Raw genomic sequence first — 15,000 nt, forward strand, 5'->3', positions numbered from 1 at the left:
CCAGATTATGGCCTGTGTTAGACTGATCGTCCTCAAAGGAAAGGGCTGACCATGACACGTCTGACGGCAAAGGACTTCCCGCAGGAACTGCTCGAACTTTACGATTACTACGCGCACGGCAAGATCAGCAAACGCGAGTTTCTTGACCGGGCCGCAAAGTTTGCCATCGGTACGATGACGGCAACCGCCATTCTGGCTTCGCTTAGCCCCAATTACGCCATGGCGCAGCAGGTCGAGTTCACCGATCCCGATATTCTGCCTGAATATATCACCTATCCCTCGCCGGAAGGGAACGGCAATGTGCGCGCCTATCTCGTGCGCCCAGCCAAGGTGCAAGGCAAGGTTCCGGCAGTCGTGGTGGTACACGAGAATCGTGGCCTCAATCCCTATATCGAGGATGTGGCGCGTCGCGTTGCAAAGGCTGGCTTCATTGCGCTCGCGCCAGATGGTCTCACATCGGTTGGCGGCTATCCCGGCAATGACGAAAAGGGCCGCGAGTTACAACAGCAGGTTGACCCGACCAAGCTGATGAATGACTTTTTCGCTGCCGTCGATTTCATGATGAAAAGCGATCTGACCACCGGAAAGGTCGGGATCACCGGCTTCTGCTATGGCGGTGGTGTTGCAAATGCGGCTGCGGTCGCATTTCCGGAACTGGCTGCCGCCGTGCCGTTCTATGGTCGCCAGCCGCCGGTTGGCGAGGTTCCGCGCATCAAGGCGCCGCTTCTGCTTCATTATGCAGAGCTGGATAAGGGGATCAATGAAGGCTGGCCCGCTTATGAAGAAGCGTTGAAAAAGAACGGCAAGACCTACGAGGCCTATATCTATCCGGGCGTCAATCACGGCTTCCACAATGATTCCACGCCGCGTTATGACGAGGCTGCGGCCAAGCTTGCCTGGGACAGAACAATAGCCTGGTTCAAGCGCTATCTGGCGTGATCAGGATTTGGACCTGATTGCCTTGACGGCATGGACGATGCCGACAATGACGATCCCGATCAGAATGGCGAGCACGGCCTGCAGGAAAGAGGTTGCGATCCATTCGAGCACACCGGCAAAGCTGCTGCCTTCGGTTGGTAGATGGGCGACGATGTTGTGGATGAATTCCTCGATGCTGTGAATGCCGATTGATGCCAGTCCGTGCACGATAATGCTGCCGCCAACCCAGAGCATGGCGACAGTGCCAACGGTGCTGAGTACCTTGAGCACGACTGGCATGCCCGCAACCAAGCCTTTGCCGAGACGTTTGCCGAAACCGGTATGGGCATTGCGGGCAAGCGCAACACCCATGTCATCGATTTTGACGATAAAGCCGACAACGCCATAGACGGCGAAGGTGATCAGCACTGCGACACAGGCAAGGATTGCTGCTTGTGTGTAGATATTCGAAGGGGGCAGACCTGCGAGTGTGAGGGCCATGATTTCGGCCGACAGGATGAAGTCTGTCCTGATTGCGCCGCTCACGGTCGTTGCTTCAATTTCCTTCGGAGTGGAGGCCTTGGTCTCGGTGTTTTCCTCATCCTTATGGGGAATGAAGAACTCAACCAGCTTTTCAGTGCCTTCGAAGGCAAGATAGGCGCCGCCGATCATCAGAAGCGGCATGATGAGGCCGGGTGCGAAATAGCTGAGGATCAGCGCCAGCGGCAGCAGAAAAATCAGCTTGTTGCGCAGCGATCCTTTGGTGATTTTCCAGATCACCGGCAATTCGCGTTCCGGCTTAAGGCCGACAACATATTTCGGGGTCACTGCCGTATCGTCGATCACAATGCCTGCGGCCTTGGCGCTGGCCTTAGCGGTTTGTCCTGCCACATCATCCAAAGAGGCCGCCGCCATTTTTGCGATTGCTGCCACGTCATCGAGAAGTGCAAACAAGCCGGACGCCATGGAGGGCCTTTCTTTGTCATTGCGATAGAGACTAGAGTGGTTCCGGTCAAAACGGAATCGTGAAACCGCTCTATCTATTTGTTTTTACGCATTGTCCTACGCAAAACCGCTACGCACTTTTGCTGGAAATGCTCTAGCTAAACTTTCTAACGCCCCGGCGTCCATACCCTAATAGTCGGGGCTGTCTATTGTATTCTATCTGGAAACAATCTGTGTATGATTGTCAATATATCCAGATGCATTTCGATCATTATATCTTGCTGCAACACAACAGGAGAGATCGCCATGCTTAATCAGATCAAAGGCCTCCATCACGTCACATCGCTGGCAGCAGATGCCCGTTCGAACAACAAGTTCTTTACGAATGTGCTGGGACTGCGCCGCGTCAAGAAAACCGTGAACTTCGATGATCCGAGTGTTTATCACCTTTATTACGGCGATGAAGTCGGCACACCGGGTACGGTCATGACCTATTTCCCGTTCCCCGGTATCCAGCGCGGTCGCGATGGTACGGGTGAGGTTGGCACGACTGTGTTTGCTGTACCGCAAGGTTCGCTTGGCTTCTGGAAGGATCGCTTCGCGCAGTCTGCCGTAAAGGTCGAATCGGAAGATGAAGCTTTCGGCGAAAAGCGCGTCTTCTTCCGCGGCCCAGACGGTGACAGTTTCGCTCTGGTTGAGGTGAAGGACGATCCACGTGAGCCTTGGGCGCATGAAGGCATCGATGCCGACCATGCCATTCGCGGCTTTCATTCGGTCTCAATGCGTTTGCGTGACGAGGGTGCAACTTCGGAACTGCTCAAATATATGGGCTATCAGAAGCTGGATGCGAAGGACGGCATTACCCGCCTCATCATGCCGGAAGGCAACGGGGCCGGCGTAATCGATCTTCAGACCTTGCCTTCTGTCGGACGCAACCAGCAAGGAGCAGGTTCGGTTCATCACGTCGCCTTCGCGGTTGAAAATCGCGAAAAGCAGCTCGAAGTCCGCAAGGCGCTGATGGATACCGGCTATAATGTCACGCCGGTGATCGATCGCGATTATTTCTGGGCGATCTACTTCCGGACCCCGGGCGGTGTCTTGTTCGAAGTGGCAACCAACGAACCCGGCTTTGATCGCGACGAGGATACCGCACATCTGGGCGAAGCTCTGAAGCTGCCGTCGCAGCACCAGCATCTTCGTGCTTATCTCGAAGAACATCTCGACAAGATTTAAGCACGCTTGAGGAGACCAATAATGACCAATCAGACCTACGTGCACCGGCTGAAGGCCGGTGCGGTCGGAGCGCCGCTGTTCATTGTCTTTCATGGCACGGGCGGTGATGAAAACCAGTTTTTCGGTTTGGCTGAACAGCTTTTGCCGGAGGCGACAATCGTCTCTCCGCGCGGTGACGTGTCGGAATTTGGTGCGGCCCGCTTTTTCCGTCGGACGGGCGAGGGTGTCTACGATATGCAGGATCTTGCCCGCGCTACGGACAAGATGGCCGGGTATATTGCCGCTCTGGTCGAAGAATATAAGCCGTCGGAAGTGATTGCCCTTGGCTATTCCAACGGGGCCAATATCATGGCCAATCTCCTGATCGAGAAGGGCAGGATATTCGACAAGGCGGTGCTTCTGCATCCGCTGATCCCATTTAAACCGGCAGATAATCCGGGTTTGGAAGGCACGCAAATCCTGATAACGGCTGGCCGTATGGACCCCATCTGCCCGCCGGATTTCACAGAGGCGCTGGCGCGCTATTTTGAAAGCCAGAAGGCAGGCGTCAATCTTGTCTGGCATCCGGGCGGACATGAACTGCGCCAGACCGAACTGACCGCTGTTCAGGAATTTCTCGGTTGATATCGATCACCGCCATTCGTCAGGATGGCGGTGATTTTTGCATTCAGGCAACTCCAGATGCCGCACTTGATTTTATCAATATACATTATATGTAAGTGTATATTGAATTTGGAGTTGCCTGATGAATATGGTCACGGACACCAGTCCCGACATGTCGCGCCACCAGATGGAAGATCGCGCAGGCGAAGTCGCCGAATTGCTGCGCACCCTGTCGCATCCAGCCCGTCTGATGCTGGCCTGTGCGCTGGCGGAAAAAGAATATTCGGTTGGCGAACTGGAACAGGGGCTGGGCATTCGTCAACCAACCTTGTCGCAGCAACTCGGTGTGCTGCGCGAATCCGGCATCGTCGAGACCCGGCGTGAAGCCAAGCAGATTTTCTATCGCCTGACGGAAACCAAGGCGGCGCAGCTCATCGAGGCGCTGTATGGTATCTTCTGTCATGACGCGCCGAAGGGAGCTTTGTCATGGTGACCTATCTCCAGTCGCTGGCGGGCGGCATGTTGCTCGGTGCAGCCGCAATTTTCCTTCTGATCTTCAACGGCCGTATCGCTGGTATCAGCGGTATCGTCGGCCGGTTGCTGAACGGAAGCCAAGCCGCGCTCAATGCAACATTCGTTCTTGGCCTCATTCTTGGACCTGTGGTCTATGCCGCGTTTTTCGGAAGCTTTCCTGCCACAACTATTGCCGCTTTCTGGCCGGTCATCATCGTGGCGGGTCTTCTGGTTGGTATCGGAACGCGTATGGGCTCCGGCTGCACATCCGGCCACGGTATCCTCGGCATGGCGCGCTTTTCCAAACGCTCTATCGCCGCGACGATCACCTTTCTGGTTACAGGCGTTGTTGCGGCAACCCTCGCGGGAGTTCTGCTATGAACAGATTTGCTTATTACCGCCTCGCGGCAGCACTTTTTGCAGGCGCACTGTTCGGGTTCGGATTGTCTCTATCGGGCATGATCGACCCGTCACGCGTGCAGGGCTTTCTGAACATAGCCAGCGGTCACTGGGACCCCAGCCTTGCATTCGTGCTCGGCGGCGCGCTGCTGGTTGCCATTCCGGGCGTAATGCTGCAACGCAAGCTGGCAAAGCCGGTACTGGACGACAGTTTTCACCTGCCTGAAAAGACACAGATCGACCGGCCTCTGCTGGTTGGCTCGGCGCTGTTCGGTCTTGGCTGGGGATTGGCGGGGTTCTGCCCCGGACCTGCGGTCTCGGCCTTGTCTATCGGCTTGCCGCAGGTCTGGTTGTTTGTCGCTGCCATGGCGGCAGGCATGATCATTCACGACAAGGTATTGAAGAGCTAAAGCCCGCGCGCGATTACCAGTCGCTGAACTTCGCTCGTGCCTTCATAAATCTGGCAGACGCGCACATCCCGATAGATGCGCTCAACGGGATAATCGGCAAGGTAGCCATAACCGCCGTGAATCTGGATTGCGGCGGAGCAGACTTCCTCCGCCATTTCCGACGCCACAAGCTTGCCCATAGACGCTTCCGTCAGGCAAGGCTTGCCCGCTTCGCGCAAGGCTGCGGCGTGCAGAACCATCTGGCGCGCCGTTTCAATCTTCGTAGCCATATCGGCAAGGCGGAACGCAATGGCCTGATGCTCGGCAATCGGCTTGCCGAACGTGATGCGTTCCTTGGCGTAGTCGCGGGCTGTCTCGAAAGCGGCACGCGCCATGCCGACTGCTTGCGCGGCAATGCCGATGCGCCCGCCTTCAAGATTGGCAAGTGCAATTTTATAGCCTTCGCCTTCCGCTCCCAGCCTGTTTTCCACCGGCACCCGCATATTGGTGAAAGCCAGTGCACAGGTGTCGGACGAATGCTGGCCGAGCTTGTGTTCGACCGACATGACCTCGTAGCCCGGCGTGTCGGTTGGCGCGATAAAGGCCGAAATGCCCTTTTTGCCAGCCGCCGGGTCGGTGACAGCAAAAACAATCACTACACTGCCATTTTTGCCGGAGGTGATGAATTGTTTGGAACCGTCGATCACATAGTGATCGCCGTCAAGCCGCGCGCGGGTTTTCAGGGCCGACGCGTCGGACCCGGCCTGCGGCTCCGTCAATGCAAAACCGCCAATCCATTCACCCGATGCCATCTTGGGCAGGAAGCGGCGCTTCTGGTCTTCTGTTCCGAAACGCAGGATTGGCGCGCAGCCGACCGAGGAATGCACCGAAACGATGGTCGAGCAAGCGCCGTCGCCTGCCGCGATTTCTTCCAGAGCCAGCGCATAAGCCACCATGCCGAGGTCGGAGCCGCCCCATTCTTCCGGCACAAGCATGCCGAGAAAACCTAGTTCGCCCATTTCGGTCAGTTCCGCGCGCGGGAAGGCATGTTCCCGGTCACGCTGGGCAGCACCCGGCGCAAGACGCTCCTGCGCGAAATCGCGGACTGCGTCGCGGATCTGCTCCTGCGTATCGGTCAGAAGCATCACACGATCCTTTCAATGCCGATGGAAGTGGCTTCGCCGCCGCCAAGGCAGATGCCAGCCACGCCGCGCTTCAGACCATGCGTTTCCAGTGCGGCAAGCAGTGTCACCAGAATGCGTGCGCCTGAAGCGCCGATGGGGTGCCCAAGCGCGCAAGCGCCACCATGGATATTGACCTTGTCATGTGGCAGATCGAGATCGCGCATGGCCGCCATGGCGACAACCGCGAAAGCCTCGTTGATCTCGAACAGATCGACATCCTTGAGGTTCCAGCCGATCTTGTCCGAAAGCTTGTTGATTGCACCGATAGGCGCAGTGGCAAAAAGGTTCGGCTTGTCGGCATAGGTCGCATGGCCGACCAGCACCGCGCGTGGCGTGAGGCCGCGTTTTTCCGCTTCCGACGCACGCATCAGCACGAGTGCTGCAGCGCCATCGGAAATCGATGACGAATTGGCCGCTGTTACCGTGCCGCCGTCGCGGAAGGCAGGGCGCAGTGAAGGGATCTTGTCGATCTTCGCCTTGCCGGGCTGTTCATCAACTGAAACCTGAACCTCGGCGCGACCGGATTTCACGGTGACGGGGGTGATCTCTGCCGCAAACAGACCGTCCTTGATAGCCTTCTGGGCACGGGTCAGCGATGCAATGGCGAATTCGTCCTGCGCTTCACGGGTGAACTGGTAGGCTTCTGCACAATCTTCCGCAAAAGTGCCCATCAGGCGGCCCTTGTCATAGGCGTCTTCAAGCCCGTCGAGGAACATATGATCCAGAATCTGGCCATGGCCCATGCGATAGCCGCCACGAGCCTTGGGCAGCAGATAGGGCGCGTTGGTCATGCTTTCCATGCCGCCCGAAACGATTACATCTGCCGAACCAGCCAGCAGAAGATCATGCGCCAGCATGGTTGCCTTCATGCCCGAGCCGCACATTTTGTTGACGGTGGTGGCGCCTGTCGAAAGGGGCAGACCGGCCTTGATCGAAGCCTGACGCGCCGGGGCCTGTCCCTGACCGGCAGGCAGGACACAACCCATGAACACTTCTTCGACGGCTTCCGCGGCTAGACCGGCACCTGCCAGCGCACCGCTGATGGCGGCCGCGCCGAGATCGGTCGCCAGTGCGCCGGAAAAGTCGCCCTGAAAGCCGCCCATAGGCGTGCGGGTTGCGCCGACAATAACAATAGGATCGCTGTTGGACATGATCGTTCCTCGCTTCCTGATGATGTGTTTATTTCGCAGCCATGCGCAGCGCACCGTCGAGACGGATGACTTCGCCGTTGAGCATTTGGTTTTCCGCAATGTGGCGCACGAGTGCTGCATATTCCGCCGGGCGTCCAAGACGCGACGGGAACGGCACCGATGCGCCGAGCGCGTCCTGCACTTCCTGCGGCATGCCTGCCATCATCGGCGTTTCGAAGATGCCAGGCGCAATCGTCATGACACGGATGCCATGGCGCGCCAGTTCACGCGCGACGGGCAGGGTCATGGCTGCAACGCCGCCTTTCGAGGCGGAATAGGCTGCTTGTCCGATCTGGCCGTCAAAGGCGGCAACCGAGGCGGTGTTGATGATCAACCCGCGTTCGCCGCCATCGCCCGGTTCATTCTTCGCCATGGCTTCGGCTGCGAGCCGCAGCATGTTGAACGTGCCGATCAGATTGATCGAAATGGTGCGCGCGAAACTGTCGAATTTGTGCGGGCCTTCGCGGCCCAGTACCTTTTCGCCTGGCGCAACGCCTGCGCAATTGACGAGCGCATCGATACGGCCAAAGGCCTTGAGCGCGGCGGCGATGGCTGCCTGTCCATCCGCTTCGCTCGTAACGTCGGTGCGCTGGAAAAGCGCGGATGCGCCAAGCGCTTTCGCCGCCGCTTCACCGGCCTCAGCATTGACATCGAGAAGTGCGACCTTGCCGCCAGCTTCGACAACCATCTTGGCCACAGCCGCGCCGAGGCCGGAACCTGCGCCGGTGATCAGAAATACCCGATCTTGAATCTGCATAATTTTACCTCAGGCTTTTGTCTGTTGCTGTTTGTCGATTTCCGCCTTGCGCAGCAGAAAGCGCTGGATTTTCCCGCTTGGCGTCTTCGGCAGTTCGCTGACGAAATCGATCTCGCGCGGATAGGCATGGGCCGAAAGCCGCTTCTTCACATGTTGCGCCAGCTCTTCGGCAAGCGCGGGCGTGCCCACATGGCCGGGCGCGAGAATGACGAATGCCTTGACGATTTCCGTGCGCTGCGGATCGGGAACACCGACGACCGCCGCCTCGTTGACCGCCGGGTGCTCAAGCAGGGCGCTTTCCACGTCGAACGGTCCGATGCGATAACCGGATGAGGTGATGACATCATCGGCACGGCCAATGAAGCTGACGGAACCGTCGTCTTCGAATTCCACTGTATCGCCGGTGCGATAATAGCCGTCCGCAATGGCTGGCGTTTCCTGTTTGTAGTAGCCGGAAAACCAGAGCAGTGGCGATTTTGCGATATCGATGGACAGGATACCTGGCTGGTTGGGGCCGAGTTCATGTCCGGCTTCATCCAGAACAGCGACGCGATAGCCCGGCATGGCATAACCCGCCGAACCCTGACGAACTGAATGTTCAAGGCCGTGATGGTTGTTGACCACCATGCCGAGTTCGGTCTGGCCATAATGGTCGTGGATAGGCGCACCGAGATTGGCATCAAACCAGCGGATCACTTCTGGATTAAGTGGCTCACCTGCACTGGAAACCACGCGCAGACGCCCCTTAATGCGGGCGGCCGCTTCCGGGCCTGCTGCCATCAGCAGGCGAAATGCGGTTGGCGAACCGGCCAGACTGGTCACGCCCAGACGTTCGATGATGTTGTAGGTGCTTTCGGCGTTAAAGCCGCCTTCGTAAAGCGTGGTGGCAATGCCAAGTTGCAGTGGACCTGTCACGGCATAGTAAAGCCCGTAAGCCCAGCCCGGATCGGCAATATTCCAGAAGATGTCGTCGGACCGCAAACCCACGGCTTCGCGCATATAGGCGCCGAAAGCGAGCAGCGCGAAAAGCGGAACCGGCACGCCTTTCGGCAGACCAGCTGTCCCGGAGGTGGACATCATCATGAACAGATCATCGCCCTTGCGCATGACGGGCGGGCAATCGGTGGAGGCTGCAGCAAGGGCTGCGCGGAAATCGATATCACCGGCGGGTGCCGTCTCGCCGGGGGCGAGTATCGTTGCGACTTGCGGGCAATTTTCGACTTCATCCAGCTTGCTGCGATTGGCAAGATTGGTGACGACCAGTTTCGAGTCGCTTGTCTTGAGACGATGGTCGATGGCCTTGGGGCCGAAAGCGGTGAAGAGCGGCTGATAAACGGCACCGATGCGCCATGCGCCGAGAATGGTTGCAACCAGTTCCGGTGTGCGATGCAGCAGCCCCGCAACGACATCACCAGCGCTGACGCCAGCGTCCTTCAGCACATTGCCGACCTTTGCGGAGAGATCGCGCAGTTCTTCAAAGGTGAGTTCGGTCAACTGGCCGTCAGCGGAAATCGCGTGCAGCGCTATGCGGTTCTCGCCGACATAACGGTCGCAGCATTCAACGCAGCCATTAAGGCCGGTGTCGGGATTGCCCACGAGCTGTGTGATGGCATGATCGAGTTCAAACTTAGCCACGGCGTCATCATAACGCACACGCTGCGTGACAGCAGACGCTTCAGTCATTCCGGTATTCCTCCCAGACTTCTCACCGCAACGCCAACTCCTCTTGGAACGCTGCTATAGTGAGGTTAATCGCTCAATCATTGCAAACAATGACATTAGAGGTCTTAATTGCTGATCGTTTTTGCAATATAGATCAGTTCATGGAACGCCATAATATCACACCCGGCTTCGTTGAGGACGCTCTGGAAAGCGTGCGTCAGCGGGGCATTGATACAGCGCCATTGATGGCCGCAGTCGGCTTGCCGGACAGGTTGGTCGAGCCGGTCACGAATATCCAATATGGTCGCCTGTGGTGGCTGATTGCCGAGACCATCGATGACGAGTTCTTCGGTCTGGCAGCGCGCCCGATGCGGCCCGGCAGCTTCAATCTGCTCTGTCATGCCGTTCTGCATGCGGGTACTCTGGAGCGCGCCATGCGCCGTGCCTTGCAGTTTCTGAATGTCGTGTTGGATGATCCGCGTGGCGAATTGCGCATACGTGACGGCATGGCGCATGTGGTGCTGACGGATGCGGGCCCGCCACGACCGGCCTTTGCCTATCGCGCGTACTGGCTGATCCTGATGGGCGTGGCTTGCTGGCTGGTGGGGCGGCGCATCCCTTTGCGAACGCTGGACTTTGCCTGCCCGGCACCAGAGGACCGGCAGGATTATCGAAAATTCTTCGGTGCGCCGGTGCTATTCGATCAGCCGACAACGCGGCTGGTCTTCGATTCATCCTATCTTACTCTGCCGATCATTCGCAGCGATGTGGCGCTGGAAAGTTTTCTGCGCGAGGCTCCGGCCAATATCCTGATCCGCTATCGTCACGACCACGATATCTCCTCGCGAGTTCGCGCGCAGTTGAGCCACACTCCCGCGCAGGAATGGCCTTCATTCGAGGAGATGGCCGGTCAACTGAAAATGTCCGCACCGACACTGCGGCGCAGGCTTAAAGCCGAAGGTCAAAGCTTCGGGACAATCAAGGATGAGTTGCGCTTCGTGACGGCCCAGCAGCTTTTGACAGAGGGCAGGCTGACTGTTGCGGAAGTGGCTGCCGAACTCGGCTATAGCGAGCCCAGCGCATTCTATCGCGCCTTTCAGAAATGGATGGGACGCAGCCCCGGCACTTTCCGGAAAATCGAGCCGTCCGAATGAGGACTGGCTGATGCAGGCTTATCAGCATTAACTTTTTTGCGAGCGGAAGCGTTAATATCTGTACCCGGCGGTTCTCCGGTGTTAAAGCACCCGCGCAACAAGAACTGGCGGCCTCCCACCGCGCAAGCAGCTGACGTGCGTGAAAATATCGTATTGACGACAGATTTGCCTTCATTCATGTCGTAATCCGACCGTTTGCTGTTCCAGCCTGGAAACCTTGACAATGACCGAACGTCTTTCTTTCGCCCGTGATCGCATCAATGTTCTTCTTCTCGAAGGCATCAACCAGACCGCCGTCGAGTATTTCAAATCCTCCGGCTACACCAATGTCACGCACCTGCCCAAAGCGCTGGACAAAGCCGATCTGATCGAAGCGATTTCGCACGCGCATATTATCGGCATCCGCTCGCGCACGCAGCTGACCGAAGAGATCTTCGCTGCGGCGAACCGTCTGGTGGCTGTCGGCTGCTTTTCCGTTGGCACCAATCAGGTCGATCTGAAAGCCGCCCGCAAGCGCGGTATCCCGGTTTTCAACGCACCGTTCTCCAACACGCGCTCGGTTGCTGAGCTGGTGATCGGCGAGATCATCATGCTGATGCGCCGCATTTTCTCGCGTTCCGTATCGGCTCATGCCGGCGGCTGGGACAAGACGGCGACGGGCAGCCGTGAAGTGCGTGGCAAGACGCTTGGCATCATCGGCTATGGCAATATCGGCTCGCAGGTCGGCAATCTGGCCGAAAGCCTTGGCATGACCGTTCGCTACTACGATACGTCTGACAAGCTGCAATATGGCAATGTGAAGCCAACGGCGAGCCTTGATGAGCTGCTGAAGATTTCCGATGTCGTCAGCCTGCATGTTCCGTCGAACAAGTCCACGTCCAAGCTGATTACCGAAGCCAAGCTGCGCAAGATGAAGAAGGGCGCCTTCCTCATCAACAACGCACGCGGCACGGTTGTCGATCTGGAGGCGCTGGCCAAGGTTCTTCAGGAAGGCCACCTTGCCGGTGCAGCTATCGACGTTTTCCCGGTCGAGCCTGCATCGAACAATGACAAGTTCGTTTCGCCTATTCAGAATATCGAAAATGTCATTCTGACGCCGCATATTGGCGGTTCGACGGAAGAAGCGCAGGAGCGCATCGGCATCGAAGTCACGCGCAAGCTGATTGAATATTCCGATGTTGGCTCGACGCTTGGCGCTGTGAACTTCCCGCAGGTTCAGCTGCCGCCACGTCCGACCGGCACACGCTTTATGCATGTGCACGAAAACCGTCCGGGCATCCTCAACAGCCTGATGAACATTTTCTCCACGCACGGCATCAACATCGCCAGCCAGTTTTTGCAGACGGACGGCGAAGTCGGTTACCTTGTGATGGAAGCTGACGGTGTGGGCGAAGCCAGCGATGACATTCTGAATGCCATGCGCGAAATCCCCGGCACGATCCGCGCACGCCTGCTGTACTAACAGTCGAGACGCATGTTTAAATTGTATGACGGCATACTCCGGTGTGCCGTCATATTCGTTTCAAGGAACTGTTATATATGCCCGGCAAATAAGGACTTTTTGCCATGCAGTTTTTGAAGACATTTGAGCTTTTTCCCTTTTTCGACACGGTCATTAGCCTGACGGCAGCATTCATTTTTGGCACGCTGATTGGTGCGGAGCGCCAGTATCGCCAGCGCACTGCCGGCCTGCGTACCAATGCTCTGGTGGCGCTCGGCGCTGCCGCTTTCGTCGATCTCGCCGTGCGGATTGCTGGTGCGCCCGAGGCTACGCGTGTCATTTCATATGTCGTTTCGGGTGTCGGTTTTCTCGGCGCGGGCGTCATCATGAAAGAGGGCATGAATGTGCGCGGTCTCAACACCGCGGCAACGCTCTGGTGTTCGGCAGCGGTGGGCGCATTCGCAGGAACCGACATGGTCGCCGAAGCCGCATTGCTCACGGCCTTTATCCTGTTCGGGAATACGCTTCTGCGTCACCTCGTCAATCTCATCAGCCGCATCCCGATCCACGAGCGGGCACTGGAACAGACCTATGAAGTGCGTGTCATCGCTTCACATGAGGGGATGGAAGAAATACGCGAATTGCTGGTCGAAAAGCTGGAAGACGCGAAATATCCTGTCAGCGATGTGGAGATAACCGATCGCAACGCAAAAACGGTCGAGATTCTGGCAACATTGGTCAGCACCTCCATCGAGCCTCATGAAGTTGAGGCAGTGACCGCTTTCATGGAAAAGCAGAACGGCGTTTTCTATGCCGGATGGGAAGGCAGTTCGAAGGACTGACCGAGGCCAAAGCTACTCGTTTACCGGTCGATGCGCGTGGAAAGCACGATGGACGACATGGTGCGTTCCACGCCTTCCAGCGCGCCGATCCTGTCGAGAACCGCATCCAGTTCCTGAATGGACGGTGCTTCTACCACCACAATCATATCGAAATGGCCGCTGACGGAGTGCAGCGTCCGCACCGTCATCATGCCGCGCAACGCGGTTTCAACCTTTGGCGCGAGTTTGGGTAGCGCTGTTACCAGTACGTGCGCTCGCACGAGATCGCGCTCGAATTCCGGTGCGATTCGAACGGTATAGCCCTCGATTACCCCCTGCTTTTCCAGCTTTTCAATGCGGCTTTGCACCGTCGTTCGCGAGACGCCAAGGCGTCTTGCAAGCTCGGCTGTGGAGGCGCGGGCGTTTTCACGGAGGAGGGCGATGAGATTCAGGTCTGCATTTGTCGGCATAGTGCATAATTATTACGGCATAATGTGCAAATAAACAACGTCATATCGTCGGTTCATACGCTTCTTTTTGCGCGAGACTGTGCGATTCTTGTTCATCAAATTGCATTCCAGTGAGACCAGAAAGGCCAAGGGGAAAACATATGAAACAGATCGTTGTCGTCGGCGCAGGTAAAATCGGTGCAACCATTGCCGATCTTCTGGCTTCCACAGGCGAATATGACGTCACCGTTGTCGATCGTTCACAGGCACAGCTCGATGCGCTGGAAGCTGGCGCTGCCGTCAAGACACAGGCGCTCGACATTGAAGACGCAAAGGCGCTTGAAGCTGCCCTTACCGGCAAGTTCGCCGTGCTCAGCGCCGCTCCTTTCCATCTGACCACCCGTATTGCCGAAGCCGCTGCCAAGGCGGGCGTTCATTATCTCGACCTGACCGAAGACGTTGCCAGCACGCGCCGCGTGAAGGAACTCGCGCAGGAAGCCAAGACGGCTTTCATTCCGCAGTGTGGTCTTGCTCCGGGCTTCATCTCCATCGTCGCCTATGATCTGGCCAAGCGTTTCGACAAGCTCGACAGCGTTCGCATGCGCGTTGGCGCTCTGCCGCAGTACCCGTCCAATGCTCTCAACTATAACCTGACCTGGAGCACCGACGGCGTTATCAATGAATATATCGAGCCTTGCGAAGCCATCGTGAATGGCGAGCTGACGGAAGTTCCTGCTCTGGAAGAACGCGAAGAATTCTCGCTCGACGGCGTGACCTATGAAGCGTTCAACACCTCCGGCGGTCTTGGCACGCTGTGCGAAACGCTCGAAGGCAAGGTGCGCACGCTCAACTACCGCACGATCCGCTATCCGGGCCACGTTGCGCTTATGAAGGCGCTTCTGAACGATCTCGGCCTGCGTCATCGCCGCGAAGTCCTCAAGGACATCTTCGAAAACGCGCTGCCGACCACGCTTCAGGACGTCGTCGTGATCTTCGTGACCGTTTCCGGCACCAAGAATGGCCGTCTGGTTCAAGAAACCTACGCAAACAAGGTCTATGCTGCACAGGTCGGCAAGATCGTTCGTTCCGGCATTCAGATCACCACGGCTTCGGCCATTTGTGCGGTGCTCGACATGCTGGCCAAGGGCGATCTGCCGCAGAAAGGCTTCATTCGTCAGGAAGACATCACGCTGGAAGCATTCCTCGCGAACCGCTTCGGCAAGGCCTATGCACAGGACGACCATTCCACGCGTCTGGTTGCCTGATTTATTGGGCTGATGAACTTGGGCCTGTCGCGTTTTGGCGTGACGGGCCCTTTCGTGTATCTGGCTACAGGGGCTTG

The 15,000-nt window shown here is 57.4% G+C and carries 16 protein-coding genes; 10 read left to right on the plus strand and 6 right to left on the minus strand.

All coding sequences use genetic code 11. The features are described 5' to 3' along the window. Window positions 1-51: 51 nt before the first annotated feature. Window positions 52-939 carry a YghX family hydrolase gene (gene yghX, locus FHW00_RS03550; RefSeq protein ID WP_078336918.1) on the plus strand — a complete coding sequence of 296 codons (888 nt, stop codon included), beginning with the start codon at window positions 52-54 and terminating at the stop codon, window positions 937-939. Here the strand turns inward: yghX and FHW00_RS03555 are convergent, their stop codons facing one another. Beyond that, a complete protein-coding gene (locus tag FHW00_RS03555) occupies window positions 940-1,884 on the minus strand; it encodes a DUF808 domain-containing protein (RefSeq protein ID WP_078336919.1) in 945 nt (314 codons plus the stop codon). It abuts the gene before it with no gap. Between the two features lie 285 nt (window positions 1,885-2,169). On the opposite strand from FHW00_RS03555, the gene FHW00_RS03560 reads away from it, so the two are divergent. The 5 genes from FHW00_RS03560 to FHW00_RS03580 all read left to right on the plus strand — a co-directional run bounded on the left by FHW00_RS03560 (window position 2,170) and on the right by FHW00_RS03580 (window position 5,021). Further along, on the plus strand, window positions 2,170-3,096 hold the full coding sequence (locus tag FHW00_RS03560) for a VOC family protein (protein WP_078336920.1): 927 nt from the start codon (window positions 2,170-2,172) through the stop codon (window positions 3,094-3,096). Window positions 3,097-3,117: 21 nt separating this feature from the next. After that, window positions 3,118-3,720: an alpha/beta hydrolase gene (locus FHW00_RS03565; RefSeq protein ID WP_078336921.1), complete on the plus strand. Its 603-nt coding sequence runs from the start codon at window positions 3,118-3,120 to the stop codon at window positions 3,718-3,720. A gap of 127 nt (window positions 3,721-3,847) precedes the next feature. Then, window positions 3,848-4,192 (plus strand): sulfite-sensing transcriptional repressor BigR, encoded by a 345-nt coding sequence (gene bigR, locus FHW00_RS03570; protein ID WP_445557858.1) that lies wholly within the window; start codon window positions 3,848-3,850, stop codon window positions 4,190-4,192. Beyond that, complete coding sequence (locus tag FHW00_RS03575; protein WP_078336923.1) at window positions 4,186-4,593, plus strand: YeeE/YedE family protein; 408 nt, start codon at window positions 4,186-4,188, stop codon at window positions 4,591-4,593. Before bigR ends, FHW00_RS03575 begins: the two co-directional genes overlap by 7 nt. After that, window positions 4,590-5,021 carry a YeeE/YedE family protein gene (locus tag FHW00_RS03580; protein ID WP_078336924.1) on the plus strand — a complete coding sequence of 144 codons (432 nt, stop codon included), beginning with the start codon at window positions 4,590-4,592 and terminating at the stop codon, window positions 5,019-5,021. Before FHW00_RS03575 ends, FHW00_RS03580 begins: the two co-directional genes overlap by 4 nt. On the opposite strand, the gene FHW00_RS03585 is transcribed toward FHW00_RS03580, so the two are convergent. The 4 genes from FHW00_RS03585 to FHW00_RS03600 are packed head-to-tail and all read right to left on the minus strand — an operon-like array spanning window position 5,018 to window position 9,814. Continuing rightward, window positions 5,018-6,145, minus strand: a complete 1,128-nt coding sequence (locus FHW00_RS03585) for an acyl-CoA dehydrogenase family protein (RefSeq protein WP_078336925.1) — start codon at window positions 6,143-6,145, stop codon at window positions 5,018-5,020. The two genes, FHW00_RS03580 and FHW00_RS03585, sit on opposite strands and share 4 nt — an antisense overlap. Continuing rightward, window positions 6,145-7,335 (minus strand): acetyl-CoA C-acyltransferase, encoded by a 1,191-nt coding sequence (locus FHW00_RS03590; protein ID WP_078336926.1) that lies wholly within the window; start codon window positions 7,333-7,335, stop codon window positions 6,145-6,147. Before FHW00_RS03590 ends, FHW00_RS03585 begins: the two co-directional genes overlap by 1 nt. A gap of 28 nt (window positions 7,336-7,363) precedes the next feature. Next, the gene (locus FHW00_RS03595; protein WP_078336927.1) at window positions 7,364-8,131 is read right to left on the minus strand and encodes a 3-hydroxyacyl-CoA dehydrogenase; all 768 of its coding nucleotides are present in this window, start codon (window positions 8,129-8,131) and stop codon (window positions 7,364-7,366) included. 9 nt (window positions 8,132-8,140) lie between these two features. After that, a complete protein-coding gene (locus FHW00_RS03600) occupies window positions 8,141-9,814 on the minus strand; it encodes an acyl-CoA synthetase (RefSeq protein WP_078336928.1) in 1,674 nt (557 codons plus the stop codon). 140 nt (window positions 9,815-9,954) lie between these two features. On the opposite strand from FHW00_RS03600, the gene FHW00_RS03605 reads away from it, so the two are divergent. The 3 genes from FHW00_RS03605 to FHW00_RS03615 all read left to right on the plus strand — a co-directional run bounded on the left by FHW00_RS03605 (window position 9,955) and on the right by FHW00_RS03615 (window position 13,230). Then, entirely contained in the window at window positions 9,955-10,947 is a 993-nt protein-coding gene (locus FHW00_RS03605; RefSeq protein ID WP_078336929.1) for an AraC family transcriptional regulator, read from the plus strand. Between the two features lie 223 nt (window positions 10,948-11,170). Beyond that, window positions 11,171-12,409 carry a phosphoglycerate dehydrogenase gene (gene serA, locus FHW00_RS03610; protein WP_078336930.1) on the plus strand — a complete coding sequence of 413 codons (1,239 nt, stop codon included), beginning with the start codon at window positions 11,171-11,173 and terminating at the stop codon, window positions 12,407-12,409. A 104-nt stretch (window positions 12,410-12,513) separates the two neighbouring features. Further along, a complete protein-coding gene (locus FHW00_RS03615; RefSeq protein WP_078336931.1) occupies window positions 12,514-13,230 on the plus strand; it encodes an MgtC/SapB family protein in 717 nt (238 codons plus the stop codon). Window positions 13,231-13,250: 20 nt separating this feature from the next. Here FHW00_RS03615 and FHW00_RS03620 read toward each other — a convergent pair whose 3' ends face one another. Further along, a complete protein-coding gene (locus FHW00_RS03620; protein ID WP_078336932.1) occupies window positions 13,251-13,679 on the minus strand; it encodes an Lrp/AsnC family transcriptional regulator in 429 nt (142 codons plus the stop codon). A gap of 140 nt (window positions 13,680-13,819) precedes the next feature. On the opposite strand from FHW00_RS03620, the gene FHW00_RS03625 reads away from it, so the two are divergent. Continuing rightward, the gene (locus FHW00_RS03625) at window positions 13,820-14,923 is read left to right on the plus strand and encodes a saccharopine dehydrogenase family protein (protein WP_078336933.1); all 1,104 of its coding nucleotides are present in this window, start codon (window positions 13,820-13,822) and stop codon (window positions 14,921-14,923) included. Window positions 14,924-15,000: the final 77 nt, after the last annotated feature.

The organism is Ochrobactrum sp. P6BSIII, assembly GCF_014138065.1.
GTDB lineage: Bacteria > Pseudomonadota > Alphaproteobacteria > Rhizobiales > Rhizobiaceae > Brucella.